At 72.0% G+C, this 25,217-nt stretch carries 26 protein-coding genes and 1 pseudogene; 6 read left to right on the top strand and 21 right to left on the bottom strand.

What is annotated here, in order from left to right; translation table 11 throughout:
• The first annotated feature begins 38 nt into the window (after positions 1-38).
• The 5 genes from AC2RP6_RS13125 (at position 39) to AC2RP6_RS13145 (ending at position 4,790) form a co-directional block, all read left to right on the top strand.
• Positions 39-944, top strand: coding sequence for a DMT family protein (locus tag AC2RP6_RS13125; protein ID WP_486446406.1), 906 nt, complete (start codon positions 39-41; stop codon positions 942-944).
• 117 nt (positions 945-1,061) lie between these two features.
• Positions 1,062-1,697 (top strand): hypothetical protein, encoded by a 636-nt coding sequence (locus AC2RP6_RS13130; RefSeq protein ID WP_486446407.1) that lies wholly within the window; start codon positions 1,062-1,064, stop codon positions 1,695-1,697.
• 135 nt (positions 1,698-1,832) lie between these two features.
• On the top strand, positions 1,833-2,096 hold the full coding sequence (locus AC2RP6_RS13135; RefSeq protein ID WP_486446408.1) for a ferredoxin: 264 nt from the start codon (positions 1,833-1,835) through the stop codon (positions 2,094-2,096).
• Positions 2,097-2,122: 26 nt separating this feature from the next.
• The gene (locus AC2RP6_RS13140; RefSeq protein WP_486446409.1) at positions 2,123-3,496 is read left to right on the top strand and encodes an NAD(P)/FAD-dependent oxidoreductase; all 1,374 of its coding nucleotides are present in this window, start codon (positions 2,123-2,125) and stop codon (positions 3,494-3,496) included.
• Between the two features lie 37 nt (positions 3,497-3,533).
• Positions 3,534-4,790 carry a cytochrome P450 gene (locus AC2RP6_RS13145; protein ID WP_486446410.1) on the top strand — a complete coding sequence of 419 codons (1,257 nt, stop codon included), beginning with the start codon at positions 3,534-3,536 and terminating at the stop codon, positions 4,788-4,790.
• A gap of 13 nt (positions 4,791-4,803) precedes the next feature.
• Here the strand turns inward: AC2RP6_RS13145 and AC2RP6_RS13150 are convergent.
• The 9 genes and pseudogenes from AC2RP6_RS13150 to rpsB all read right to left on the bottom strand — a co-directional run bounded on the left by AC2RP6_RS13150 (position 4,804) and on the right by rpsB (position 14,666).
• Positions 4,804-5,831: pseudogene (locus tag AC2RP6_RS13150) on the bottom strand (ABC transporter ATP-binding protein).
• Positions 5,831-7,447 carry an ABC transporter permease gene (locus AC2RP6_RS13155; RefSeq protein WP_486450319.1) on the bottom strand — a complete coding sequence of 539 codons (1,617 nt, stop codon included), beginning with the start codon at positions 7,445-7,447 and terminating at the stop codon, positions 5,831-5,833. Before AC2RP6_RS13155 ends, AC2RP6_RS13150 begins: the two are co-directional and overlap by 1 nt.
• Positions 7,448-7,560: 113 nt before the next feature.
• Positions 7,561-8,661, bottom strand: a complete 1,101-nt coding sequence (locus tag AC2RP6_RS13160) for a thiamine ABC transporter substrate-binding protein (RefSeq protein WP_486446411.1) — start codon at positions 8,659-8,661, stop codon at positions 7,561-7,563.
• Positions 8,662-8,912: 251 nt separating this feature from the next.
• Positions 8,913-10,028, bottom strand: coding sequence for a dual-specificity RNA methyltransferase RlmN (gene rlmN / locus AC2RP6_RS13165; protein ID WP_030651000.1), 1,116 nt, complete (start codon positions 10,026-10,028; stop codon positions 8,913-8,915).
• Positions 10,029-10,160: 132 nt separating this feature from the next.
• Entirely contained in the window at positions 10,161-11,237 is a 1,077-nt protein-coding gene (locus tag AC2RP6_RS13170; protein ID WP_486446412.1) for a phosphatidate cytidylyltransferase, read from the bottom strand.
• The gene (gene frr / locus AC2RP6_RS13175; RefSeq protein ID WP_030028670.1) at positions 11,237-11,794 is read right to left on the bottom strand and encodes a ribosome recycling factor; all 558 of its coding nucleotides are present in this window, start codon (positions 11,792-11,794) and stop codon (positions 11,237-11,239) included. The genes AC2RP6_RS13170 and frr overlap by 1 nt, the downstream gene beginning before the upstream one ends.
• Positions 11,795-11,876: 82 nt before the next feature.
• Positions 11,877-12,656: a UMP kinase gene (pyrH, locus tag AC2RP6_RS13180; protein WP_136231792.1), complete on the bottom strand. Its 780-nt coding sequence runs from the start codon at positions 12,654-12,656 to the stop codon at positions 11,877-11,879.
• 162 nt (positions 12,657-12,818) lie between these two features.
• Complete coding sequence (tsf, locus tag AC2RP6_RS13185; RefSeq protein ID WP_350987711.1) at positions 12,819-13,655, bottom strand: translation elongation factor Ts; 837 nt, start codon at positions 13,653-13,655, stop codon at positions 12,819-12,821.
• Between the two features lie 135 nt (positions 13,656-13,790).
• Positions 13,791-14,666 (bottom strand): 30S ribosomal protein S2, encoded by an 876-nt coding sequence (gene rpsB, locus AC2RP6_RS13190; protein ID WP_486446413.1) that lies wholly within the window; start codon positions 14,664-14,666, stop codon positions 13,791-13,793.
• A 251-nt stretch (positions 14,667-14,917) separates the two neighbouring features.
• Here rpsB and AC2RP6_RS13195 point away from each other — a divergent pair, with 251 nt between their 5' ends.
• Positions 14,918-15,523 (top strand): M23 family metallopeptidase, encoded by a 606-nt coding sequence (locus AC2RP6_RS13195; protein ID WP_486446414.1) that lies wholly within the window; start codon positions 14,918-14,920, stop codon positions 15,521-15,523.
• Here the strand turns inward: AC2RP6_RS13195 and AC2RP6_RS13200 are convergent.
• The 12 genes from AC2RP6_RS13200 to rplS form a co-directional block, all read right to left on the bottom strand.
• Positions 15,477-16,016 (bottom strand): TetR/AcrR family transcriptional regulator, encoded by a 540-nt coding sequence (locus tag AC2RP6_RS13200; RefSeq protein WP_486450320.1) that lies wholly within the window; start codon positions 16,014-16,016, stop codon positions 15,477-15,479. The two genes, AC2RP6_RS13195 and AC2RP6_RS13200, sit on opposite strands and share 47 nt — an antisense overlap.
• 70 nt (positions 16,017-16,086) lie before the next feature.
• The gene (gene whiG, locus AC2RP6_RS13205) at positions 16,087-16,923 is read right to left on the bottom strand and encodes an RNA polymerase sigma factor WhiG (protein ID WP_403934741.1); all 837 of its coding nucleotides are present in this window, start codon (positions 16,921-16,923) and stop codon (positions 16,087-16,089) included.
• 260 nt (positions 16,924-17,183) lie between these two features.
• Positions 17,184-18,308 (bottom strand): DNA-processing protein DprA, encoded by a 1,125-nt coding sequence (dprA, locus tag AC2RP6_RS13210; protein ID WP_486446415.1) that lies wholly within the window; start codon positions 18,306-18,308, stop codon positions 17,184-17,186.
• Entirely contained in the window at positions 18,305-19,936 is a 1,632-nt protein-coding gene (locus AC2RP6_RS13215) for a YifB family Mg chelatase-like AAA ATPase (RefSeq protein WP_486446416.1), read from the bottom strand. The genes dprA and AC2RP6_RS13215 overlap by 4 nt, the downstream gene beginning before the upstream one ends.
• On the bottom strand, positions 19,936-20,307 hold the full coding sequence (locus AC2RP6_RS13220; protein ID WP_486446417.1) for a YraN family protein: 372 nt from the start codon (positions 20,305-20,307) through the stop codon (positions 19,936-19,938). The genes AC2RP6_RS13215 and AC2RP6_RS13220 overlap by 1 nt, the downstream gene beginning before the upstream one ends.
• A gap of 108 nt (positions 20,308-20,415) precedes the next feature.
• A complete protein-coding gene (locus AC2RP6_RS13225; protein ID WP_008737534.1) occupies positions 20,416-20,724 on the bottom strand; it encodes a DUF2469 domain-containing protein in 309 nt (102 codons plus the stop codon).
• 55 nt (positions 20,725-20,779) lie between these two features.
• Positions 20,780-21,286 (bottom strand): NUDIX hydrolase, encoded by a 507-nt coding sequence (locus AC2RP6_RS13230; RefSeq protein WP_486446418.1) that lies wholly within the window; start codon positions 21,284-21,286, stop codon positions 20,780-20,782.
• Positions 21,276-22,055, bottom strand: a complete 780-nt coding sequence (gene lepB, locus AC2RP6_RS13235; protein ID WP_486446419.1) for a signal peptidase I — start codon at positions 22,053-22,055, stop codon at positions 21,276-21,278. Before lepB (AC2RP6_RS13235) ends, AC2RP6_RS13230 begins: the two co-directional genes overlap by 11 nt.
• Positions 22,056-22,096: 41 nt before the next feature.
• Complete coding sequence (gene lepB, locus AC2RP6_RS13240; protein ID WP_486446420.1) at positions 22,097-22,993, bottom strand: signal peptidase I; 897 nt, start codon at positions 22,991-22,993, stop codon at positions 22,097-22,099.
• A 112-nt stretch (positions 22,994-23,105) separates the two neighbouring features.
• Positions 23,106-23,888 carry a signal peptidase I gene (lepB, locus tag AC2RP6_RS13245; protein WP_486446421.1) on the bottom strand — a complete coding sequence of 261 codons (783 nt, stop codon included), beginning with the start codon at positions 23,886-23,888 and terminating at the stop codon, positions 23,106-23,108.
• A 163-nt stretch (positions 23,889-24,051) separates the two neighbouring features.
• Positions 24,052-24,804: a signal peptidase I gene (gene lepB, locus AC2RP6_RS13250; RefSeq protein WP_486446422.1), complete on the bottom strand. Its 753-nt coding sequence runs from the start codon at positions 24,802-24,804 to the stop codon at positions 24,052-24,054.
• A gap of 44 nt (positions 24,805-24,848) precedes the next feature.
• Complete coding sequence (rplS, locus tag AC2RP6_RS13255; RefSeq protein WP_030823745.1) at positions 24,849-25,199, bottom strand: 50S ribosomal protein L19; 351 nt, start codon at positions 25,197-25,199, stop codon at positions 24,849-24,851.
• Positions 25,200-25,217 lie beyond the last annotated feature (18 nt).

Raw genomic sequence — 25,217 nt, forward strand, 5'->3', positions numbered from 1 at the left:
GGTACCGCACAACCTGCCAGACGTGATCGGAGCCCTCGGTGCTCATAGGCCTGCTGACCGCTGTCGCGGCATCCATCTGCTACGGCACGGGATCCGTGCTGCAAGCCGTCGGATCGCGCCGCGCCGCCCGGATGTCCCCGACGGCCGCCGGGGTGACCGCCCACGGCGGCCCCAACCTCTCGTCCACCGCCAAGGCGGCGATGACGTGGGAGTTCATCGTCGGCACGATCCTCGACTTCGTCGGCTTCGGGCTCGGCGCCCTGGCCGCCCGCCTCCTGCCGCTCTTCCTGTCCCAGACGGTGATCAGCGCCAACCTGGTGATCACGGCCGTGCTCAGCGTGAAGATGCTGGGCATCCGGCTGAGCCGCAAGGAATGGGCCTCGATCGGTACCGTCTGCACCGCGCTGGTGCTGCTGGCGACGGCGGCGGGCCACGAGGGCGGCCACCACGCGCCGATGTCCACGCACTGGTGGCTGCTGGCCATCACCACCCTGCTGATGGTCGGCGGTACGGTGGCCGTCCGCCTCCTCGGCGGCGGCGCCGCGATCCTGGCCGGCCTGCTGTCCGGTCTCGGCTTCGGCGCGCTCGGCGTCGGCGTTCGCATCCTGGACGGCGTCGACCCGTTCGACCTCGGCACCCTGCTCACCGACCCGGCCCTCTACGCCATCCTGCTGGCCGGCATCGGCGGCATGTACCTGCACACCGTCGCCCTGCAGATCGGCTCGGTGAACGGCGCCACCGCGGCCCTCGTCGTCGGCGAGACCGTGCTCCCGGGCGCCATCGGGGTGCTCTGGCTCGGTGACGCGTCGCGCCCCGGCCTCGCCTGGCTCGCCGTCCTCGGCTTCGTCATGGCGGTGACCGGCGCGGTGGCGGTGGCCTGGTACGGCAAGCACGAAGGCGCCGAGGAGGAGACGGGGGCGCCGGTACCGGAGCCGGTCGGCTGACCCCTGGCCGGCCGGGCGGCGCCCGCGCGGCTCCCTCACCCGGTCGGCCGTCCCCCGGTGGTGACGCGGCGACGGCTGTCGCTTGCTGGACCGGGAGGGGGAGAGAGCGAGGGGTTCATGGAGCCCACGACCGATCGGCTGAAGACGCCGCGCGCGGCCGGAATGGCCGGTGTCGCCTTCGCCCTGCTGCTCGCCGCGGCCATCGTCCTGATGCGGACCTCCGTTCCGGCCGGCCACACCGCCGACGCGACCATCGACCCGGACCGCCGCTGGGCGGTGCAGCTGGCCCTGCAGATCGTGCCGTTCGCCGGCATCTTCTTCCTCTGGTTCATGGGCGCCCTGCGCGCCCACACCGGCGAGGCGGAGGACCGGTTCATCGCGACCGTGTTCCTCGGCAGCGGATTCGTGTTCGTGGCCACCCTCTTCGCCGCCGCCGCGGCCGCCGGCACCGTGCTGAACGAGGAGACGCCCTCCGACTTCGGCCGCCACTACGCCTACACCCTGCTGGCGACGTACTCCATGCGCATGGCCGCGGTCTTCGTCCTCGCGACCTCGATGATCGGGCGGACGCTCGGCGTCTTCCCGCGACCGCTGGCCCTGCTGGGCACCCTCGTCGGCCTGGTCCTCATCGTCATGGGCTCCGGCGTCCCCTGGTCGGAGCTGCTCTTCCCGGCCTGGGCGCTGGTCATCAGCCTCTACATCCTGCGCGTGCGCCGCACGGCCGCGCCCACGGACCCCTCAGGGCCGCCCTGAACCCCTCCTGACCTGGCCGTCCGTGCTCCGGCAGGCGGCCCAGGGGTACCGCGTGCATGCTGGTGGGCAGGGGAGGAACCGGGGGTCACCCGGGGGGCGACGGGGATCAACAGCCGAGGGAAAGGCAGATCCGTCATGAGGCTTGTCGTCGACCTCAACCGCTGCCAGGGATACGCCCAGTGCGCTTTCCTCGCTCCCGACGTCTTCGCCATGCACGGCGACGAGTCGCTCCTCTACAACCCGCAGGCCGCGGCCGAGCAGTACGAGGACGTCGCCCGCGCCGTGGCCGCCTGCCCCGTCGGCGCGATCCTCCTCGAACTCACCGACGAGGACATGGCCGGCATGGTGTCCCAGGACGCCGTGGCCGGGGCCGGCGCCGGTTCCGGAGGTACACGGTGACCGGTGAACGCACACACGACGGTGCTTTGGAGCACCTCAAACGCGAAGGCCGCATCGTCGTCGTCGGCGCTTCGCTCGCGGGTCTGCGGGCCGCCGAGACCATGCGCGACAAGGGGTTCACCGGCTCGCTCACGATGATCGGCGACGAACCCCACGAGCCGTACGACCGGCCCCCGCTGTCCAAGCAGGTCCTGCTGGGCAACGCGGTGGCCGACCACACGGCGCTCCCCCGTCGCCGGGCGATCGACGCCGACTGGCGCCTCGGCGTAGCCGCGACGGGCCTGGACATGGCCGGCCGCCGGGTCCGGCTCGGCAACGGTGAAGAGGTCGAGTACGACCGGCTGCTGATCGCCACCGGCGTCCGCGCCCGGCCCTGGCCCAACCCGGAGGAGGGCGAGCTCGACGGCGTCTTCGTCCTGCGCACCCGCGACGACGCCGAAGGGCTCCAGCGCGCCCTCGCCGCCGGTCCCCGCCGGGTGCTCGTCATCGGCGCCGGCTTCACCGGGTCCGAGATCGCCTCCGCCTGCCGGGAGCGCGGCCTGAACGTGACCGTCGCCGAACGCGGCTCGGCCCCGCTGGTCGGCGCCCTCGGCGGGGTGATCGGCGAGGTGGCGGCCGAGATGCACCGGGAGCACGAGGTCGACCTGCGCACCGGCGTCATGGTCACCTCCCTGGAGGGCGATCCCTCGGGCCGGGTCCGCGCCGCCCACCTCTCCGACGGCTCCACCGTGGAGGCCGAGGTGGTGGTCGTCTCCCTCGGCGCCCAGCGCAACACCGAGTGGCTCGCCGGGTCCGGGTTGGGCGCCGGCCCCCGGGGCATCGCCTGCGACGCGGGCTGCCGGGCCTTCGACATCCGGGGCATCGTCACCGACGACATCTACGTCGCGGGTGACGTGGCACGGTCCCCGCACGCCCTCTTCGGCTACCAGTTCCTGTCCCTGGAGCACTGGGGCAACGCCGTCGCCCAGGCCGACACCGCCGCGCACAACATGCTCAGCGAGAGTGCGGACCGCCGTCCCCACCTGTGGGTGCCGGCCTTCTGGTCCTCGCAGTTCGGCGTGAACATCAAGTCGGTCGGAGTGCCGCCGATGGGGACCGAGATCCTCATCACCCAGGGCTCGCTGGCCGAGCGCCGGTTCGCTGCCGTCTACGGCTACCAGGGGCGGGTGATCGCCGCGGTGACCTTCGACAACTGCCGCTGGCTGCCCTTCTACGAGCAGCAGATCGAGAGCACCGCGCCCTTCCCGCCGCCGTTCTCCACGGTGGACCGCAGGCCGGAGGGCAACAAGCCGGTGCCTGCGGACTTCCCCGACCCCTCGGTGCCGACCCACGGCCCGACCATCACACTCAGCGGCTACTCGCCGGCCGACCGGAAGATGACCTTCAACCCCGGGCGCTGACCGCGCCGCGACCGCCCCCGAGGATCGAGGACCCGCCATGACCCAAGCCCTCCTGCGGGAGATCATCGACTACGCGAGCCGGGCCAATCCGTACCCGCTGTACGAGGAGCTCCGCAAGACCCCCGTGTCCCACGACGGGAACGGCCCGTACGTCGTCAGCACGTACTACGAGATCCAGAGCCTGCTGCACGACCCCCGGATCAGCTCCGACTCGCGCAACCTCAAGGCTACCGGTGACGACCCGCTGGGCCAGTCGGCCGACGACGAGGGAACGACCCTGCCGCCCTCCTTCCTCAAGCTCGACCCGCCGGACCACGACCGGCTGCGGCGCATGACGAACCGCCCGTTCGGGCCGCCGCACTCCCCGCACCGGGTGCACGAGATGCGCGACGAGCTCGACGGGCTGGTCGCCGGGCTCATCGACGGCATCGCCACCTCCGGGAACCTGGACCGGGTCGACCTGGTCGACCAGTTCGCGTACCCCTTCCCGGTCACGGTGATCTGCCGGCTGCTCGGGGTGCCCCACGAGGACGAACCGCGCTTCCACGTCTGGGCGGAGACCCTCGCCGCCAGCCTGGACCCCGACCCGGACGCGGACCCCACCCAGCGGGGCAAGGGCACCATGGACGCCCGGATGGAACTGGGCATGTACCTGGCCGGGCTGATCGAGGAGCGGCGCAAGAACCCCGGCGACGACATGCTGTCCCAGCTGGCGACGGCCGACGGCCCGGACGGCGCGATGACCACGATGGAGGCGCTCAGCACCTCCGCGCTGCTGCTGATCGCCGGCCACGAGACCACGGTCAACCTGATCACCAACGGCATGCTGACCCTGCTGCGCCACCCGGACGTCCTCAAGCGGCTGCGGGAGGACCCCGGTCTGTCGGTCCCGATCGTGGAGGAGCTGCTGCGCTACGAACCGCCGGTGCAGCTGCTGCCGCAGCGCACCACGCTCTCCGACATCGAGGTCGCGGGGGTCACCATCCCCAAGGGCGCCTCGCTGTGGCTGATGCTGGCTTCCGGCAACCGCGACCCGAAGCGGTTCGAGCATCCGGACCGCTTCGACCCGGACCGCAAGGACATCCAGCACCTGGGCCTCGGCAGCGGCATCCACAGCTGCTTCGGGGCACCGCTGGCCCGGCAGGAGGCGCAGCTCGCGCTGAGCGAGCTGGCCCGCAGGCTGGTCAACCCGCGCCTGCTGGAGGACCCGCCGCCGTACCGGCAGAACGCGGTGCTGCGCGGGCCCCGGCACCTGCAGATCGCCTGCGACGGCGTCCTGCCGAAGGCCGCCTGAACGGCGGGACCGGCTACCGGGCTACCGGAGGGAGCACGACGACCTCGGCGGGGCTGAAGGTCACGGCGACCCGGTCGCCGACGGCCGGAGCCCCCGCCAGGCCGCACTCGGCCTCCAGGACCGGGCCGTCCTCGGGCCGCAGCAGCAGGGCCACGTGGGTGCCGCGGAAGGTCCGGGACACCACCTCGCAGCGCAGACCCGCCTCGCGCAGCACCACTCCCGCCGGGCGGATCAGCAGCCGCTGCTCCCCCTCGGGGGAGCCGCCGGCACCGGGACCTCGCCCCAGGCGGTCGCCGCGGCGCCTCCCGTCACCGTCGCCGGGACCACGTTGTCGAAGCCGAGGAAGCGCGCCACGAACTCCGAGGCCGGCCGCTCCCACACCTCCAGCGGGGTCCCGGCCTGCGCGATGCGGCCGTCCCGCATCACCACCACCCGGTCGGCCAGGGCGAAGGCCTCCCCCTGGTCGTGCGTGACGGCCAAGACCGTCGTCCCCAGCCGTGAGAACAGCCCGCGCAGCTCGACGACGAGGCGCTCCCGCAGACCCCGGTCCAGCTGTCCGAGCGGTTCGTCGAGCATCAGCAGCCGCGGCGACGGCGCCAGCGCGCGGGCCAGCGCCACCCGCTGCTGCTCGCCGCCGGAGAGGGAGGCCACCGCCCGGCCCTGCGCGCCGGGGAGGCCGACCAGTTCCAGCAGCTCCGCCACCCGGGCGGCGCAGGACGCCCGGCCGCCTCCGCGCATCCGCAGGCCGAAGGCGACGTTCGCGCCGACGTCGCGGTGCGGGAAGAGCTGGTGGTCCTGGAACATCAGGCCCACGCCCCGCCGGTGCACGGGGACTCCGGCCTGGTCGGCCCCGCCCAGCAGCACCCGCCCCCCGGACACCTGCTGGAGCCCGGCGACGACCCGCAGCAGCGTGGACTTCCCGCTGCCGCTCGGGCCCAGGACGCACACGGTCTCGTGCTCGGCGACCTCCAGGTCCACGGAGTCGACGACCGCGCGCTCGCCGAAGCGGACCGACACCCCTTCCAGCTGAAGCAGTGTCATCAGAACTCTCCGGAGGTCTTGTCGGGTCGCAGTCGCTCCAGCACCAGCAGGGACACCGCGCACACCAGCATCAGGATCGTGCTCAGGGCCATCGCCTGCCCGTAGTTCAGCTCGCCGGCCCGGCCCAGCAACCGCGCGACCGCGACGGGCAGCGTCGGCCGGTCGGGCCGCGCGATGAAGACGGTCGCGCCGAACTCCCCCAGGGACACGGCGAAGGCGAACCCGGCCGCGATCAGCAGCGCCCTGCGCACCAGCGGCAGGTCCACCTCCCGCCAGGCGCGCAGCGGTGACGCGCCGAGCACGGCGGCGGCCTCCCGGAGCCGCCCGTCGACGGCGCGCAGGACCGGCAGCATGGTCCGTACGACGAAGGGCACGCCCACCAGGGCCTGCGCCAGCGGCACCAGGATCCACGAGGTCCGCAGGTCCAGCGGCGGCTCGTCCAGGGTGATCAGGAAGCCGAAGCCCACGGTCACGGCGGACACCCCGAGCGGGAGCATGAGCATCGCGTCGAAGCCCCGTACGAAGCGGCCCCCGCGCCGGGTCAGCGCGGCGGCCGCGAGTCCGCCGACCACCAGGGCGATGGCCGTGGCGGCCAGCGCGTACTGCAGGGAGTTCCAGATCGCCTCCAGCGGCGGCACCAGGAAGGTTCCGCCGCCGGCCCCGGCGTCCTGCAGGGCGCGGTAGAAGCCGAGCCCGTAGCCGCCGGGGGTGTCGAAGGAGCGCTCCACGAGCACGGCCAGGGGCGCCACGATCAGCAGCCCGACGGTCAACAGGACGCCGCCCAGCAGGCCGCGCTGCGCCCAGCCGCGCGGACGGTGCGCGGTGATGCCGGGGTCGACGAGGCGCAGGGCGGTCTCGCGCCGGCGCACGGTCCAGGCGTGCAGGGCGAGGATCGCGCCGATCGCGGCGAACTGAACCATCGTCAGGACGGCGGCCGTCGACAGGTCCAGGAGCTGTGCGGTCTGCCGGTAGACCTCCACCTCCAGGGTGGAGTAGGCGGGTCCGCCCAGGATCAGGACGACGCCGAAGGAACTGAAGGTGAAGAGGAACACCATCAGGGAGGCCGCCGCCACGGCCGGGGCCAGCGCGGGCAGCGTCACCTTGCGCCAGGCCGCGAACCGTCCGGCGCCCAGCACCCGGGCGGCCTCCTCCTGGCGCGGGTCGAGCTGGGCCCACAGCCCGCCGACCGTGCGCACGACGACGGCGTAGTTGAAGAAGACGTGCGCCAGCAGGATCGCCCAGACGGTGGTGTCGAGCCGGACGCCGGCCACCTCGTCGAGCAGGCCGCCGCGACCGAGCAGGGCGAGGAAGGCGGTGCCCACGACCACGGTCGGGAGCACGAAGGGAACGGTCACCACGGCCCGCAGCAGCTGTTTGCCGGGGAACTCGAAGCGCGCGAAGACGTACGCGCCCGGCAGGGCGATCAGCAGTGTGAGCACCGTGGAGGCGAGCGCCTGCCAGGTGGTGAACCACAGGACGTCGGCGATGTCGGGCCGGGCCAGCACCTCGCCGAACCGGCCGAACTGCCATCCGGTGTCGGTCTTGAGGCCGCGGCCGACGATCGCGGCGACGGGGTAGGCGAAGAACAGCCCGAAGAAGGCGAGGGGGACGGCCATCAGGGCGAGCCGGACGGCGGTGGCCCGTCCGCTCTCGCCCCGCCCGGGTGCCCGCCCCGGTCCGGGGACCGGGGCGGCGCCGGCCGACGCCGCGCCCGGCTCCTTCGTACCGCCTACTTCACGACGAGCGCGGTCCATGCCTTGACCCACTGCTCGCGGTTCTTGGCGATGGTCTCCGGTGCGACGTTCTCCGGCTTCTCGACCACCACGCCGTGCCGGGTGAACAGCTCCGGCAGGGCGGCGTCCTTGGTCACGGGGTTCACGAACATCTGCAGCGGCATGTCCTCCTGGAACTTCTTGCTGATCAGGAAGTCCACCAGGGCCTTGCCGCCCTCCTCGTTCTTCGCGCCCTTCAGCAGGCCGGCGAACTCGATCTGGCGGAAGCAGGTGCCGGTGGAGACGCCCGTGGGGGCCTCGGCCGGCTGCGGCTCGCCGTAGAGGACCTCGACCGGCGGGCTGGAGGCGTAGGAGACGACCAGCGGGCGGTCGCCCTTGGCCTTCTTGCCGCCGGCGGAGCCGGAGAAGCGCTCGTTGTAGGCCTGCTCCCAGCCGTCGACGACCTCGACGCCGTTGGCCTTCAGCCTGCTCCAGTAGTCCTTCCAGCCCTCCTCGCCGTACTTGCCGACGGAGGCGAGCATGAAGCCGAGGCCGGGGGAGGAGGTCGCGGCGTTCTCGACCACCAGCAGGTTCTTGTACTCGGGCTTGGCCAGGTCGTCCAGCGTCTGCGGCGGGGCGATCTTCTTGTCGGCGAAGTAGGCCTTGTCGTAGTTGACGCAGATGTCGCCGGAGTCGATCGGGGTGACCCGGTGCTCCTTGTCGAGCACGTACTCGGGCTTCACGTCGGCCAGGCCCTTGGCCTCGTACGGGGTGAAGATGCCGTTGTCGAGGGCGCGCGAGAGCAGGGTGTTGTCGACGCCGAAGAAGACGTCGCCGCGCGGGGAGCCCTTGGTGAGGATCTCCTGGTTGAGGGCGGCGCCCGCGTCCCCGGACTTCAGGACCTTGACGGTGTAGCCGCTCCGCTGCTCGAACTCCTTGAGGACCGCGTCGGTCACGTTGAAGGAGTCGTGGGAGACGAGCGTGACGGTCTTGGACTTCGGGGCGTCGCTCGCACCCGCGGGCTTGTCCTTGGCGTCGCCGCCGCCGCAGGCGCTGAGCGTGGTGACGCCCAGCGCGGCCGCGAGCGCCGCGCCCGCGAGCTTCTTGGTGGTGCTCATTGGTGAATTCCTCCTGGGATGTCCAGGAGAAGACGCGGCCCTGCCCGGCGCTCTGCGAGCGGACGCCGGGCAGGGCGCAACAGCAAGAGTGGTGACCGAACTTCCTACCCCGAATGACCGGGGCGAGGTTCAGAGGGTCTGCGGATGACGGATACCGCACTCTCAGCGCTGTGGCGCTCCCCTGTCGGAATATGCAATTGGTTCGGCCACAGGGTACCCCGTGGCCGAATCACCTCGAACAGAAGCGGAATCTAGCGCTCCGAGGCAGCCAGCTGCCCGCACGCGCCGTCGATCTCCTGGCCGCGGGTGTCACGCACGGTCACGGGCACCCCGTGGCGGGCGATGGCCTCCACGAAGGCCTTCTCGTCCTCGGGCCGCGAGGCGGTCCACTTCGAACCGGGCGTCGGGTTCAGCGGGATCAGGTTGACGTGGACGCGCTTGCCCTTGAGCAGCCGGCCCAGGAGGTCGCCCCGCCAGGCCTGGTCGTTGATGTCGCGGATCAGGGCGTACTCGATGGAGATCCGGCGGCCGGACTTCTCGGCGTACTCCCAGGCGGCGTCGAGGACCTCGCGCACCTTCCAGCGGGTGTTCACCGGGACCAGGGTGTCGCGCAGTTCGTCGTCGGGCGCGTGCAGCGAGACGGCGAGACGGCACTTGAAGCCCTCGTCGGCGAAGCGCAGCATGGCCGGGACCAGGCCGACGGTGGAGACGGTGATGCCGCGCTGGGACAGGCCCAGGCCGTCGGGCTCCGGGTCGGTGAGCCGGCGGATTGCGCCGACGACGCGGTTGTAGTTGGCCAGCGGCTCGCCCATGCCCATGAAGACGATGTTCGACAGCCGCGCGGGACCGCCGGGGACCTCGCCGTCACGCAGCGCGCGCATGCCGTCGACGATCTGGTGCACGATCTCGGCGGTGGAGAGGTTGCGGTCCAGGCCCGCCTGGCCGGTGGCGCAGAACGGGCAGTTCATGCCGCAGCCGGCCTGCGAGGAGATGCACATGGTGACCCGGTCGGGATAGCGCATCAGCACGGACTCCACGAGCGTGCCGTCGTGCAGCTTCCACAGGGTCTTGCGGGTGGTGTCGTTGTCGCAGCTGATGTGCCGGACGACGTTCATCAGGTCCGGGAGGAGCTCCTGCTGGAGCTTGGTCCGGGAGCCCGCCGGGATGTCCGTCCACTCCGCCGGGTCGTGGGCGTAGCGGGCGAAGTAGTGCTGGGAGAGCTGCTTGGCCCGGAAGGGCTTCTCACCGATCGCGGCGACCGCCTCGCGGCGCTCGGCCGGAGTCATGTCGGCGAGGTGCCGGGGCGGCTTCTTGACCCCGCGGGGAGCGACGAAGGTGAGCTCACCCGGAGCGGGACGGGGGGCCATGCGGTACTCCTCAGTACGACGAGGTGGGGGTCACCCCGCGCGTGCAGGGCCGGTCCGCGGCTCGGCCGCTGGACGGAAAGGGCGCGCCGCGTACACGCGGCGCGCCCTCCAGGATAACCCGACCGGAACCGGTCAGCCGGTGCCGACGAAGGCCGCCAGCAGCAGCCACACCACCGGGGCGGTGGGCAGCAGCGAGTCCAGCCGGTCCATGATGCCGCCGTGCCCCGGCAGCAGGGTGCCCATGTCCTTGATGCCCAGGTCCCTCTTGATCATCGACTCGCCCAGGTCGCCCAGGGTGGCGCTGACCGCGACCGCGAGGCCGAGCAGCAGACCCTGCCACCAGGCGCCGCCGTCGATCAGGAACTCCATGCAGAGCGCGCCGGCCCCCATGGCGAAGGCCACGGCGCCGAAGAGCCCCTCGCGGGTCTTCCCCGGGCTGATGCGCGGCGCGAGCTTGGTCCTGCCGAAGCGCCAGCCCACCGCGTAGGCCCCGGTGTCGCTGACCACGGTCAGCAGCAGGAAGGTGATCACGCGCTGCGGCCCGTCGTCGGCGGTGAGCAGCATCGCGACGAACGTGGCCAGGAAGGGCACGTAGAACGCCGCGAAGGCGCCCGCCGTGACGTCCTTGAGGTAGTCCTCGGGCGGTTCGGTCATCCGCCACACCAGGACGGCCAGCACCGTCAGGGCCATGGCGACCCAGGCGCCCTCGGCCCCCCGGACGTAACCGGCGATGACCATGGCCGCGCCGCCGACCGCGAGCGGGACGAGAGGGGCCTTGATGCCCTTCTTCTCCTGCAGCCGTGAGGTGAGCTCCCACAGGCCGACGACGACCGCGACGACGATGACGCCGACGAAGACCGCCTTGACGATCAGGAGCGAGGCGAAGATGACCGCGCCGAGACCGACGCCCACCCCTATCGCGGCACGCAGGTCCCGCCCCGCGCGCTTCTTCTGCGGCGGGGGTGAGGAGTCCTGCGGGTGCTCGGCATGCGGGGGCGGGGGGCTGGGCATGGGCTCCTGCGGCGGCGTATCGGCGCGGAACAGGGAGCCGCCGTCCGGGGCGGCCCCCCGATCGCGTGCTTCCCGGTCGTCGAAGTCACGGCCGGCGGCATCGGGCACGATGGGCATGGGCCGAGTGTGCGGGCCCACCTGCGCATCGTATGCGGGACCCGCCGGAACCGGCTCCGGCTGCCAGGAAGAGTCGTTCATCAGACTTCGAGGAGCTCGGCTTCCTTGTGCTTGAGGAGCTCGTCCACCTGCGCGACGTACTTCGCGGTGGTGTCGTCGAGCTCCTTCTCCGCGCGACGGACCTCGTCCTCGCCGGCCTCCTTGTCCTTGACGAGCTTGTCGAGCGCGTCCTTGGCCTTGCGGCGCACGGAACGGATGGAGACCTTGGAGTCCTCGGCCTTGTTCTTGGCGACCTTGATGTACTCCTTGCGGCGCTCACCGGTCAGCTCGGGGAAGGTCACCCGGATGATCCGGCCGTCGTTGCTCGGGTTGACACCGAGGTCGGAGTCGCGGATGGCCTGCTCGATGTTGCGCAGCGCGGACGCGTCGAACGGCGTCACGATGGCCATGCGCGGCTCGGGGACCGCGAACGAGGCGAGCTGGTTGATGGGCGTGATGGCGCCGTAGTAGTCGGCGACGATCTTGTTGAACATCGCCGGGTGCGCTCGGCCGGTACGGATCGCGGCGAAGTCCTCCTTCGCGACGACGACGGCCTTCTCCATCTTCTCCTCGGCCTCGAGGAGGATTTCTTCGATCACCACGTGCTCCTGCATGTCTTGAATGGATGGTTCAGGCGGGCGGGCGGGCCGGTCCGGGCCGCCCGGACCGGCAGCGGACTGCTCAGGCCCGGGTTTCCTGGTCGCTGACGAGCGTGCCGATCTTCTCACCCTTGACGGCGCGGGCGATATTGCCCTCGGCGAGCAGCTCGAAGACGAGGATCGGCAGCTTGTTGTCACGGCAGAGGGTGATGGCGGTGGCGTCGGCGACCTTGAGGTCGCGCGAGAGGACCTCTCCGTACTCCAGCGCGTCGAACTTCACCGCGTCCGGGTTCTTCTTCGGGTCGGAGTCGTAGACCCCGTCGACACCGTTCTTGCCCATGAGGAGGGCCTCGGCGTCGATCTCCAGGGCGCGCTGGGCGGCCGTGGTGTCGGTGGAGAAGTAGGGCATGCCCATGCCCGCGCCGAAGATGACGACGCGACCCTTCTCCAGGTGGCGCACGGCGCGCAGCGGGATGTACGGCTCCGCGACCTGGCCCATGGTGATGGCCGTCTGCACGCGGGAGTCGATGCCCTCCTTCTCCAGGAAGTCCTGGAGCGCGAGGCAGTTCATGACCGTTCCGAGCATGCCCATGTAGTCGGACCGCGCCCGGTCCATGCCGCGCTGCTGGAGCTCGGCGCCCCGGAAGAAGTTGCCGCCGCCGATCACGACGGCGATCTCCGCGCCGTCGCGGACCACCGCGGCGATCTCACGCGCGATGGCGTGGACGACGTCGGGATCGACGCCCAGTCCTCCGCCACCGGAGAAGGCCTCGCCCGACAGCTTCAGCATGAAGCGGCGGCCCTTCTTGTACTGGTCGCTCTTGTCGTCGGAAGCGGTGTGGGGGTCCACGCCCTGATTCATGGAGATCTCCTCGTGCACATACGAAGAAGGCCATTGCCGGTGGGTCCTTGCGGTTCCCTCTACGGCAATGGCCTCCTCGTCAGATCTGCGGTCGCCTCGCGCAAGCGCGGACGACTGCTTCAGACCCTACCGGGGTCCGGTGTCCGTCGCGTACGGACGGACTCAGATGCCGACCTTGATGCGGGTGAAGCGCTTCAGGGTGACACCGGCCTCGTCCAGGACCTTCTGGACGGACTTCTTGTTGTCCAGGGCGTACGCCTGGCCGAGCAGCGTGGCGTCCTTGAAGAAGCCGTTGACGCGACCCTCGACGATCTTGGCGATGGCAGCCTCGGGCTTGCCCTCCGCGCGGGTGACCTCTTCGGCGATGCGACGCTCGGACTCGACCTTCTCGGCCGGGACGTCCTCGGCGGACAGCCACTGCGGCGCGAACGCGGCGATGTGCTGCGCGACGCCGCGGGCGACCTCGGCGTTCTCCTTGTCGAGCTCGACCAGGACACCGATCTGGAACGGCAGGTCGGGCATCGTGCGGTGCATGTACGCGGTCACGTAGCCGCCGGAGAACTGCGCGAAGCGGTCCAGGACGATCTTCTCGCCGAGGTTGGCGTTGGCCTCGTCGACGAAAGCGGTGACGGTCTGGCCGGGCTTGATCTCGGACGCCAGGAGCGCCTCGATGTCGGCCGGGGAGGTGGCGGCGACGTGCGCGGCCAGCTCGTTGGCGACGGCCAGGAACTTCTCGCCCTTGGCGACGAAGTCGGTCTCGCACTTCAGCTCGACGATGACACCGGAGGTGTTGTCGTCGGCGATGAGGGAGACGACGGCACCGTTCTCGGCGGAACGGCCCTCGCGCTTGGCGACGCCCTTCTGGCCCTTGATGCGGAGCGCTTCCTGGGCCTTGTCGACGTCGCCGTCGGCGTCCACGAGCGCGTTCTTGCAGTCCAGCATGCCGGCGCCGGTGAGCTCGCGGAGCTTCTTGACGTCAGCGGCGGTGTAGTTCGCCATGAGTCTGTGATTCTCTCTCGAAGTCGTAGATCTACGGGTGAACGGCGGAGGCGCCGCGCTCGTGGCGCGGCTCCCCCGCCGTCATCGTCCGTGCTGCGAGTGCCCGGCGCGTGAACGCCGGGCGCTCTCAGTGGGTCAGGCCTGCTCGGCGTCGGCGGCCGGAGCCTCGACGGCCTCGGCGGCCGGAGCAGCCTCGGCGGCGGCGTCGGCGGCCGGGGCCTCGTCGGCCTTCTTGTCACCCTCGAGCAGGTCGCGCTCCCACTCGGCGAGCGGCTCGGCGGCGGCCTTCTCGCCCGGCTTCGAGTCACCGGTCGCAGCGCCGGAGCGGGCGATGAGGCCCTCGGCGACGGCGTCGGCGATCACGCGGGTGAGCAGGGTGACGGAACGGATCGCGTCGTCGTTGCCCGGGATCTTGTAGTCGACCTCGTCGGGGTCGCAGTTGGTGTCGAGGATCGCGACGACCGGGATGTGGAGCTTGCGCGCCTCACCGACGGCGATGTGCTCCTTCTTGGTGTCGACGATCCAGACGGCGCTGGGAACCTTCGACATCTCGCGGATACCACCGAGGGTCTTCTCCAGCTTGGCCTTCTCGCGGGAGAGGACCAGGAGCTCCTTCTTGGTGAGACCCGAGGCGGCGACGTCCTCGAAGTCGATCGCCTCAAGCTCCTTCAGACGCTGGAGGCGCTTGTAGACGGTGGAGAAGTTGGTGAGCATGCCACCGAGCCAGCGCTGGTTGACGTACGGCATGCCAACGCGCGTCGCCTGCTCGGCGATGGCCTCCTGGGCCTGCTTCTTGGTACCGACGAACATGATGGAGCCACCGTGCGCGACGGTCTCCTTCACGAACTCGTAGGCGCGGTCGATGTACGACAGCGACTGCAGCAGGTCGATGATGTAGATGCCGTTGCGCTCCGTGAAGATGAAGCGCTTCATCTTCGGGTTCCAACGGCGGGTCTGGTGACCGAAGTGGACGCCGCTTTCCAGCAGCTCCCGCATCGTGACGACGGCCATGGCCATCTCCTTGGTTTCTCGGTTTGGTTCCTGACGCCCCACCGCGCCCTGCCCCCATGAAGGGGACCGAGAGACGCTGTCACCTGGCCGTTTCGGGCTGGCGCCGGGGCGTGCGAAGTCGACCCGGTGACCCGGATCGCCACAAGAAGTGTACGGGACCCGGCGGTATGCCGGGTGACGCCGTTGTCCACAGGGCCCGGGTCGTCCACAGCCGGTCCCGCCGCCCCGGGCACCGCGGGACATTGGACGGCATGACACCACTGCTGCTCGGCCTGCTCCTGGTCCTGGCCCACACGGCCCTGCCCGCCGCTCCGTCCGCGGTCCGCCCGCTCCCGGCACCCCTGTCGGTGGCGCGCTGGTGGGACCCTCCCCCGACCCCGTACGCGGCCGGCCACCGCGGGGTGGACCTGGCCGCCCCGGTGAGTGCGGAGCTGCGGGCCGTCGCCGCGGGCCGGGTGCACTACGCCGGGCAGGTCGCGGGCCGCGGGGTGCTCTCGCTCGCGCTGGCGAACGGTCTGCGCACCACGTACGAGCCGGTGCGGCCGCTGGTCACGGAGGGCGAGGAGGTCGCGGCGGGGCAGGTGGTGGCGGTGCTGACGGAGGGGTCCCACTGCCCGGCGCCCTGCCTGCACTGGGGGCTGCTGTCGGGCGAGGCGTACCTCAACCCCCTGACGCTCCTGACGCGGCCCACCCCGCGCCTGCTGCCGTGGCTGCGGCCGGACGGTGCGCAGGGCGGCACCGAGGGCGGGACGGGCGCTCCGGACGGCTCAGGGGCTCCGGACGGCTCGGGGGCTCCGGACGGCTCGGGGCTCAGCCCCGGACGCCCCGCAGGGCGATGGCCAGGGCCGTCTCCGTGATGACCTCGGGGTCCTCCGCGGCACCGAGCTCGATCCGGCGCACCGCGGCGTCCACGACCCCCTGGAGGAGCATCGCGGCCAGCCGGGGCTGCTCCTGCCCGAGGGCGGCCAGCGCCTCGACGATCATCGCGATCAGCCCGCCGTGCGCGGCCCGGATCTTCTCCCGGGCCCCCGCGTCCAGCTCGCTGGCCGAGATCGCCACGACCGCCCGGTGCCGCCGGTCCCCCACCAGTCCCAGCTGGCTGCGTACGTAGGCCTCGACCTTCGCCTCCGGCGCCTCGGCCCGCTCCATCGCCGCCTCGATCTCGGCGGCCCACACGGGGAAGTCCACGGCGCACAGCTCTTCGACCACGGCCGCGCGGGAGCGGAAGTACTCGTACACGGAGGACCGGGCGAGTCCGGTCCGCTCCGCCAGGGCGGGGAAGGTCAGCGCCTCCGTACCGCCTTCGGACAGCAGGGAACGCGCGGCGTCCAAGAGGGCGCCGCGCTGCATCGACCGGTGCTCGGCCACGGAGGCCGCTCGAATCCTGGGCACACGTCCACTCTACGGAGGTACCGCAAGCTCACCGCCCCACATCCGCCAACTTCGCGCGCAGTTGCAGCACGGACTTGGTGTGGATCTGGCTGACCCGGCTCTCGGTGACGCCCAGCACGTTGCCGATCTCCGCCAGGGTGAGGCCCTCGTAGTAGTAGAGGGTCACGACGGTCTTCTCGCGCTCGGGCAGCGTGTTGATGGCCCGTGCCAGCAGCCGCCGCAGTTCGCGGTCCTCCGCCACCTCCACCGGGTTGTCGGCGGCGGTGTCCTCCAGCGTGTCCATCAGGGAGAGGCGGTCGCCGCCCTCGCCGCCGACGTGCAGCAGCTCCTCCAGTGCGACCACGTTGGCCAGCGACAGCTGACTGAAGACGGTGTGGAGGTCCTCCACACCGATTCCCATCTCCCCCGCGACCTCGCTCTCCGTCGGGGTGCGCCGCAGCTGGGCCTCCAGCGTGGCGTACGCCCGCTCCACGGCGCGCGCCTTCTGCCGGACCGAGCGGGGGATCCAGTCCAGCGCCCGCAGTTCGTCGATCATGGCGCCGCGGATCCGGGTGATCGCGTACGTCTCGAACTTGATCGAGCGGTCGATGTCGAACTTCTCGATGGCGTCGATCAGCCCGAAGACCCCGGAGGAGACGAAGTCGGCCTGCTCCACGTTGGGCGGCAGGCCCACGCTGACGCGGCCGGCCACGTACTTGACCAGGGGCGAGTAGTGCAGGATCAGCTGCTCCCGCAGCCGTTCGTCACCCGAGTCCTTGTACGAGCGCCACAGCACCTCCAGGGACGAGGGCGCGGTGGACCGCACGCTGCCGCGGGCAGCGGGAGGCACCGCAGCGCGGTCGGACCCTGAGGTGTGTGGGGGCATGCTTCGCCTTTGCCGGAGCCGGATTCCTTGGGAGCGTAGCGTGACGAAAGTGTCGCGGTGCGCGAAGAGTACGGGATGGCGCGGGGGCCGAGAGGCGCCCCGGCCCGCGCGGGCGGCCCGGGACCGGCGCCTGGCGCACGGTCCCGGCGACTGCCACCGGGAGGACCGCGTCTCTCATCGCTTTCACTCTTCCACCGGAACTGCCCAGGTCAACGACCGCCTCGCCGGGGGGCCGGGGATTGTCCGCCCCCTCCGGCCGTTCATCGTCTCAACTGCCAGCCGTCGCCCTGCCGTTCGACGAACCCCAGAGAGTGAAGTTCGTACAGTCTGCCGATGACTTCATCGGTGCCGGTGCCGGAGGCAAGTGCCAGCTCGGCCGCGGTCGCCGGGCGTCCGGCCGGCAGGACTTCGAGCACCCGGGCCGTGTCGCGGTCCAGCAGGTCCCGGGCGAGCACGGGGCCGCGCCGCTCGGGGGCCAGCTCCCCCATGGATCCGACGAGTTCGACCACTTCGGCCGCGTCGGTGACCAGCGCGGCCTCGCCTCTCAGCAGCTCGTGCACGCCGGCCGAGAGCCCGCTGGTGGCGGGCCCGGGGACGCCCATCGTGTACCGCCCGAGCCGTTGGGCGCGCCGGGCGGTGACGAGGGAGCCGCTGCGGTGGGCGGCCTCCACGACGACGGTGCCGCGCGTGAGGGCGGCGATGACCCGGTTGCGCAGGACGAACCGGCTGGGCGTGGGATGGCTGCCCGGCGGCAGCTCCCCGAGGACCAGCCCCTGGCCGGCGATCCGGCCGAGCAGCCCGGCGTGTCCGCGGGGGTAGGGGACGTCCACCCCGCAGGCGAGCACCGCGGCGGTCGCCCCACCGGAGGCGAGGGCTCCGCGGTGCGCGGCACCGTCGATCCCGAAGGCCGCGCCGGAGACCACGACCCAGCCGCGCTCGGCGAGTCCGGCGGCCAGCGTCTGCGCCATGTGGGCGCCGTACGGGGTGCAGGCGCGGGCTCCGACCAGCGCGACCGAACGCAGCGCCCACGTACGCAGGTCGGGCCGGCCCCGCAGCCAGAGTCCGACGGGCCGTTCGTCCCCGAGGTCGTCCAGCTGGGTCGGCCACTGCGCCGTCCCCGGGCAGAGGAACCGGCCTCCTGACGCGGCGGCCAGGTCGAGGTCGCGCCGGGGGTCCGCCAGCGCCGCCCGCCTGCGGTAGGCGGCCAGCCGCTCGGGCCCGACCCCGGGCGGAGTCGGCCAGGGCTCCTCCGGCCCGGTCAGCAGCCTCAGCAGGCCGGTGGCGCCGTGCTCCCGGATCCAGCGCCCGCCGTGGGGGTCCCCGGGCTCCAGCACCCTGGTCAGGGCCGCCCTCGCCAGCAGCTCCTCGTCCTGTGTGCCGCTCATGTCCCCTCCCCCGGGAGCGACATGGTCCCGCGGGCGATGCCGGTCCGCAGCTCCAGCGCCACGGCCACGTCCAGCGCCTCGGGGCGATCGCGTCCCCGCAGGTCGGCGACGGTCCAGGCGACCCGCAGGACACGGTCCAGCCCGCGCGCGGTGAGCAGCCCCCGCTCCAGTTCCCGCTCGGCCTGGGCCAGCGCCCCCGGCGCCGCCTGCCAACGGGTCCTCAACTCCTGTCCTGGAACCTCCGAGTTGAGCCGCCAGGACGTTCCGGCGAGCCGGGTCCCCGCGCGTTCCCGGGCCTCCCGCACCCGTTCGGCGACGGCGGCGGTGGACTCCCCCCGGCCGCCGCGGCCCAGCAGGTCGCTGCGGGTCACGGGCTCGACCTCCACCCTGAGGTCCACCCGGTCCAGCAGCGGCCCGGACAGCCGGGCCTGGTAGCGGCGGATCACCGAGGGCGGGCATTCGCAACCCGCGCCGTGCAGGGTGTGCCGGCCGCACGGGCAGGGGTTCGAGGCGAGGACCATCAGGAACCGGGCGGGCAGCCGCACCACGCCGGCGGCGCGGGCGATGACCACGTGCCCCGATTCCAGCGGCTGGCGCAGCGCGTCCAGTGCCCGGCTGTGGAATTCGGCGGCCTCGTCCAGGAACAGGACGCCGCGGTGGGCGAGGGAGACCGCTCCGGGCCTGGGCACCCCGGTCCCGCCGCCGACCAGGGACTGCATGGTCGCCGAGTGGTGCGGGGCGCAGTACGGCGGCCGGGAGACCAGCGGTTCGCCGGGCGGCAGGATGCCCGCGACCGAGTGGACGGCGGTGACCTCCACGGAGTCCTGGCGGGTGAGCGGCGGCAGGATCCAGGGCAGCCGCTCGGCCAGCATGGTCTTGCCGGCGCCGGGCGGCCCGCTGAGGAACAGGTGGTGGCCTCCGGCGGCGGCGACCTCCAGGGCGCGGCGCGCCGTGTGCTGCCCCGTCACGTCGGCGAGGTCGGGAAAGTCGGCGCAGTCCCCGTCGGGGCGGCCCGGGGCGAGACCCGTGCCCAGGCCCGCCCCCGGGACGAGCAGTCCGGCGAGCATCGGGTCCGGGCGGCCCGGCGGCTCCCCGGCCTCCTCCTCGGGCACGGCCGCGCCGGTCAGGACGGCGATCAGCTGGCGCAGGCTGCGCACGCCGAGCACCGAGACGTCCGGTACGAGCGCGGCCTCCGCGGCGCACTGCTGCGGCACGACCACCTGCCGGTAGCCCGCCTCGGCGGCGGCGAGGACGGCCGGGAGGATGCCCCGGACCGGGCGCACCCGGCCGTCCAGGCCCAGCTCGCCGATCAGGACGAGGTCGGCGATGGCCGCCGGGTCGACCACCTCGGCGGCCCCCAGCACGGCCGCCGCGACGGCCATGTCGAAGCCGGCGCCGGACTTCGGTACGGAGGCCGGGCTCAGCCCGACCGTGAGCTTCTTCTGGGGCCAGGCCGCTCCGGAGTTGACCACGGCCGCACGCACCCGGTCCCGGCTCTCGACGAGGGTCTTGTCCGGCAGCCCCACGAGGGTGAAGGCCGCGACTCCGGGCTCCAGGTCGGCCTGGACCTCGACCACCACGCCGTCGACGCCGACCAGGGCCACGGAGCAGGCTCGCGCGAACCCCATCAGGCCGCCCCCCTGACGTGTTCCACCAGGGGCGCGCCGCGCCGCGGCAGCAGGACTCCCACGAGGTCGATGCGGACCCCGCCCGGCGGCGGTCCGCCGTGATCGGCGAGCCAGCGCCCGGCGAGGCGCCGCAGCCGGTCCGCCTTGGCGGTCCGTACGGCCGCCATCGGGTGCTCGAAGCCACCCGCGCGACGGGTCTTGACCTCGCACACGACGAGGGCGTCCCCGTCGCGCGCGACGATGTCGATCTCCCCGCCGCGGCACCGCCAGTTCCGCTCGATCACGGTCATTCCGGCCTCGGTCAGCCGCCGTGCCGCGAGCTCCTCGCCGTACCGCCCCATCGCCTGCCGTGCCACGCTCTTCGCGTCCATCGGGCACCACCTCCGGCACCGACGGTCCCGCGTCCCCGCCCACCGTGTGGATCTTGGTGGACAACCCGGCCGCTGTGGACGGACCCGTCACCCTTCCGGGTGAGGCGATCAGCTGCCGGGCAGTTCGAGGTCGGTCTTGTTCAGCTCCTCGATGTTCACGTCCTTGAAGGTCAGCACCCGGACCTGCTTGACGAAGCGGGCCGGCCGGTACATGTCCCAGACCCAGGCATCGGCCATCGAGACCTCGAAGAACACCTCCCCCTGGACCGAGTGCACCTGCATCTCGTAGTCATTGGTGAGGTAGAAACGGCGTTCGGTCTCGATCACATACTTGAACAGCCCGACGACGTCGCGGTACTCCCGATAGAGCTTCAGCTCCATCTCGGTCTCGTACTTTTCGAGGTCCTCGGCACTCATGGCATGTTCCCCTTCAGCCGTGCGTCCCCCTATTGTGCGCCAGCGCCGTGCGCCCCTAAACGATTTCCGGGGCCAGGACCACCGGGGCATCCGGAGGACCGTCGTCGAGCAGCGTGCGGAGCAGTTCGGCGAGTCTGGTCGGGTACACCGTCTCACGTGCCGTGAGAAGTTCCTCGGAGGTCCACCACCTGGCTCCGGTGACGCTGCGCCGCTCCAGCTCGGTCAGCCCGCCCATCCAGGTCGTGGTCCGGCTGGTCCGGCCCAGGAAGTACCACTCGTCCTGCTCCCAGCGCCGGCCGTCGAAGGGGAAGGAGCAGTAGCGGTGCCACAGCACGGGCCCCAGCTCCACCTCGGTGATCCCCGTCTCCTCGGCCAGCTCGCGCAGCGCGGCCTGCTCGCGGGTCTCCGTCCCCTCCAGTCCGCCGCCGGGGGTGAACCACCAGTCGTCGGAGGGGTCGGCCGGTTCGAAGCCGTGCAGCAGCAGGATCCGGTCCGCCGGGTCCAGCAGGATCACCCGGGACACCTGGCGGGGCCGGCGGTCGGCCGCCGCGTCAGGCGACACCGGTCCGCTCCCGCCGCCCGCGGCCCCGGACCCGTGCGAGGGGCCCGTAGGCGGCTCCCAGCACCACCAGGACGGCCCCGGCGACCACGGCCGCCACCTGGAGCCGCAGCGGCCCGTGCCCCGAGGTGCCGCCGGGCAGGGCCTCGTACGTCCGCGGTCGCTCCAGCATGGTCATGGACGGCCAGGCGAGGGCGTCGACGCGGGCGCTGACGGCGGACCGGGGCACGGTGCCCTGGCCGGCCTCCTGCAGGTGGGACCGCGAGTCCAGCGAGGCGGCACGCCGGTCGCCGAGCAGGAAGAGGTTCCCCTCGGGGACCGTCACCTCGAAGGGGGTCCCGGTCGGCGGGGCCTGCCCGGGGGGCATGGCCAGGCCGGTGTCCGGCCGGCTGGTGTCGGCGTACGGCTCCTCCAGCGGGACGCCGTTCACGGTCAGCTCGCCGCCCGCGCCGCAGCACTTCACGGTGTCGCCGCCGATGCCGACGACCCGTTTGACCATGGGCGAATCGCTCCACATGGAATCAGTAAAGATGACCACGTCCCCGCGGCGCACCTCACCGCCGTCGATGCGCTGGGCCAGCAGCCGGTCGCCGGGCCGTACCGTCGGCATCATCGAGTCCGTCGGGACCGTGTAGGGCTGGTAGACGAGCGCCCCCCACACGAAGCCGCCGAGGAAGAGCGCAAAGCCGATGGCCACGACGATTCCCGACAACACGTTGCCGAGACCGCCGCGGCCATCCTTGCCCCTGCGTATCGCTTCTGTTCCGCCCATTGCAGCGCCCCCACCTCGGGATCGTCGACCTGGGCGGCACCCTACCCGTCGGTACGGCCGCCGGTCAGCCTCCGGCGGCGCCACATGACGAGCGGGACGGCTCCGGCGAGCCCGAGCGCGCCCGGGCCGAGCCCGACCGGCGCCAGGCCGGCGGCCCCCAGGCCCAGCGCGGTGGCCGCGGCCTGGTTGCCGATGCCCGGCTGGTCGAAGGTGTCCGGGATCGGCAGCGTGGACCAGCGGGTCACCGGCCACGCGATGACCACGGCCCGCCCGACGACCTTGTCGACCGGCACGAAGCCCTGGGTGGAGTCCTCCATGTGGTAGCGGGAGTCCTGGGAGTTCTGCCGGTGGTCGCCCATCACCCAGATCTTGCCCTCGGGCACCTTGAGCGGGCCGAAGGGGTGGTCGTCGCACGGGGTGTTGCCGGGGTAGATGTACGGCTCGTCGAGCGCCTTGCCGTTGACGACGACCGGTCCCCCCTTCTTGCACTCGACCGTGTCACCGCCGATGGCGATGGTCCGCTTGATCAGGTCCTTCTCCTCGGCGGACGGCATCAGGCCGATCCAGCTGAGGGCCTTCTGCGCGATGTTGGGCTCCGGCGTGGGCTCGCCCGACAGCCAGTTCGCCGGGTCGTGGAAGACCACGACCTCGCCGCGCTCGGGCTCGGAGCCGAACCACGGGGTGAGCTTGTCGACCAGCACCCGGTCCCCGCGCTGCAGGGTGTCCTGCATCGAGTCCGAGGGGATCGAGAACGCCTGGACCAGGAAGGTCTTGATCAGCAGGGCCAGCAGCAGGGCGATGCCGATGAGGAGCGGGAGCTCCTTCCAGAAGGAGCGGTGCGGCTTGTCCAGAGCGCCGTCCTCCTCGGTCTCGTGCGCGACGGCGTCGTCCGGCCGCTCCTCGCCCTCGTCGCGTCCGGACCGTGCGCCTACCGCCACGTCCCCCACATCCACTCCTCACTCACGATCGCCGCCCGCGCCGAACCGGACACGGGCCCTCCCCTCCCTTAACGAGCGGGAGTTCCCTAAGGCTCGGGAGACCCAGGACACACTATGCGAACGGCGTGCCCGAGCGGCGTCGCCCGCGGCCGCGTCCCGCACGGCGTGCCTGATCGGGCACCATGCGGAAGGTCGCGGGCTGCTCCAGACGGGTCCAGTGTCCGAACGGCCACGCGATCACCACGGCCTCCCCCACGACGCCGTTCTCGTCGATGGTGCCCTCGAATGCCTCGTCGAGGTGGAAACGGGAGTCGGCCGAATTCGCCCGGTGGTCGCCCATCACGAACAGGCGTCCGGCCGGCACCTGCACCTCGAAGGGGATGTCGGAGGGGGTGTTGCCCGGGTTCACGTACGGCTCATCGAGCGGCGAGCCGTTGACGGTGACCCGGCCCTTGGCGTCGCAGCACTTGACGGTGTCGCCGCCGACGCCGATGACGCGCTTGATCAGGTCCTGCTCGTCGGACGACGGCAGCAGGCCGATGAAGGTCAGGGCCTGCTTGATCTGCTTGACCACGATCGGGTCCGGGGCCTGCCGGGCCGACTCGCCCTTGAGCCAGCCGCCGGGGTCCTTGAACACCACGACGTCACCGCGCTCGATCTTGGAGCCGAACCACGGGGTCAGCTTGTCGACCAGGACCCGGTCGCCGATCCGGATGGTCTGCTCCATGGAGCCGGACGGGATGAAGAAGGCCTGCACCAGGAACGTCTTGAGGAGCAGGGCTATGCACAGCGCCACGACCACGAGCAGGGGCAGCTCACCCGCCCGGCGCGTGCGGCGGCGCCGCCGGACCTTGCGGGCCAGACGGCGCCGCTGGGCCCGGCCGCCCGTCTCCACGACCGGCTCCGGCTCGGGCTCCCGTGGGGGCTCCCGCCGGCCGCGCGCCCTTCCGCGCGGCTCCGGCTCGGGGTCCTCGTCGAGCCAGTCCCGCCGACCCCGCGGCCTGGCGCGGGGTTCCGGTTCGGGCTCCCGCTGCTGTCGGCCCCGCGGCCGCCCCCGGCTACCCATGGCCGCCGCCGACGGCGCCCCAGCGGGAAACCGGCCAGCCGATCCAGTCGGCCCGCCCGATCACTTTGTCCACCGGCACCATCCCCCCGCCCGGTTCCCCCAGGTGGTCCCGCGAGTCCCGGGACTGGGAACGATGATCACCCATCACCCACAGGGTCCCCAGCGGCACGACGATCCGGAAGGGCACCGCCGAGGGTGCGTCCCCGGGATGCAGGTACGGCTCGTCCAGGGGGACGCCGTTCACGGCGACCCGGCCGCCCGCGTCGCAGCAGACCACGTCGTCACCACCCACGCCCACCACCCGCTTCACGAAGTCGGTGTCCGAGGGCTCCGCGAGCCCGAGCGCCGAGGCCGCGCCGTGCACCAGGCCGCCGACCGGGTTGCCGTCCGCGCGCTCCCGTACGAAGGATCCCGTGCCGTCGAAGACCACCAGGTCCCCGCGGCGCGGCTGATCCCCGAAACGGTACGCCAGCTTGTTGACCAGCACCCGGTCCCCGACCTTCAGCGTCGGCTCCATGGAGCGGCTCGGGATCAGGAAGGGCTGGACGACGAAATTGCTGAGCAGCAGCAGGAAGACCGTGCAGACCACGCCGAGCACCCCGGCCCGGCGCCAGGTCAGCTGCCGTCCGCGGGCCCGCCGTCCGGGGTCGGCCGGGGCGCTCCTGGAGGACGCAGAACGCGGCCACCCTTGCCCCTCGCGGGGGGAAGAGTGACCGCGCTGCGTGTGAGGTGCTTCGGTGTCCATCGGGGGCGAGCCTATCCGGCCGCCCCCGGACACCGGTGGCGACCTTACTTGTCGCGCTTCTCCTTGATCTTCGCGGCCTTGCCGCGGAGCTCACGGAGGTAGTACAGCTTCGCACGGCGCACGTCACCGCGGGTGACGAGCTCGATCTTCTCGAAGATCGGGGAGTGGACCGGGAAGGTACGCTCCACGCCGACGCTGAAGGAGACCTTGCGCACGGTGAAGGTCTCGGAGACACCGGCGCCCTGGCGGCGGATGACGACACCCTTGAACTGCTGGATACGGGAGCGGTTGCCCTCGATCACGCGGACGTGCACGTTGATCGTGTCACCCGGGCGGAAGGCCGGGACGTCCGAGCGGAGCGCGGCGGCGTTGACGCCATCGAGCAGGTGAGACATGTTCTTCGTCTGCTTTCT

The sequence above is a fragment of the Streptomyces sp. WAC03905 genome (assembly GCF_057371075.1).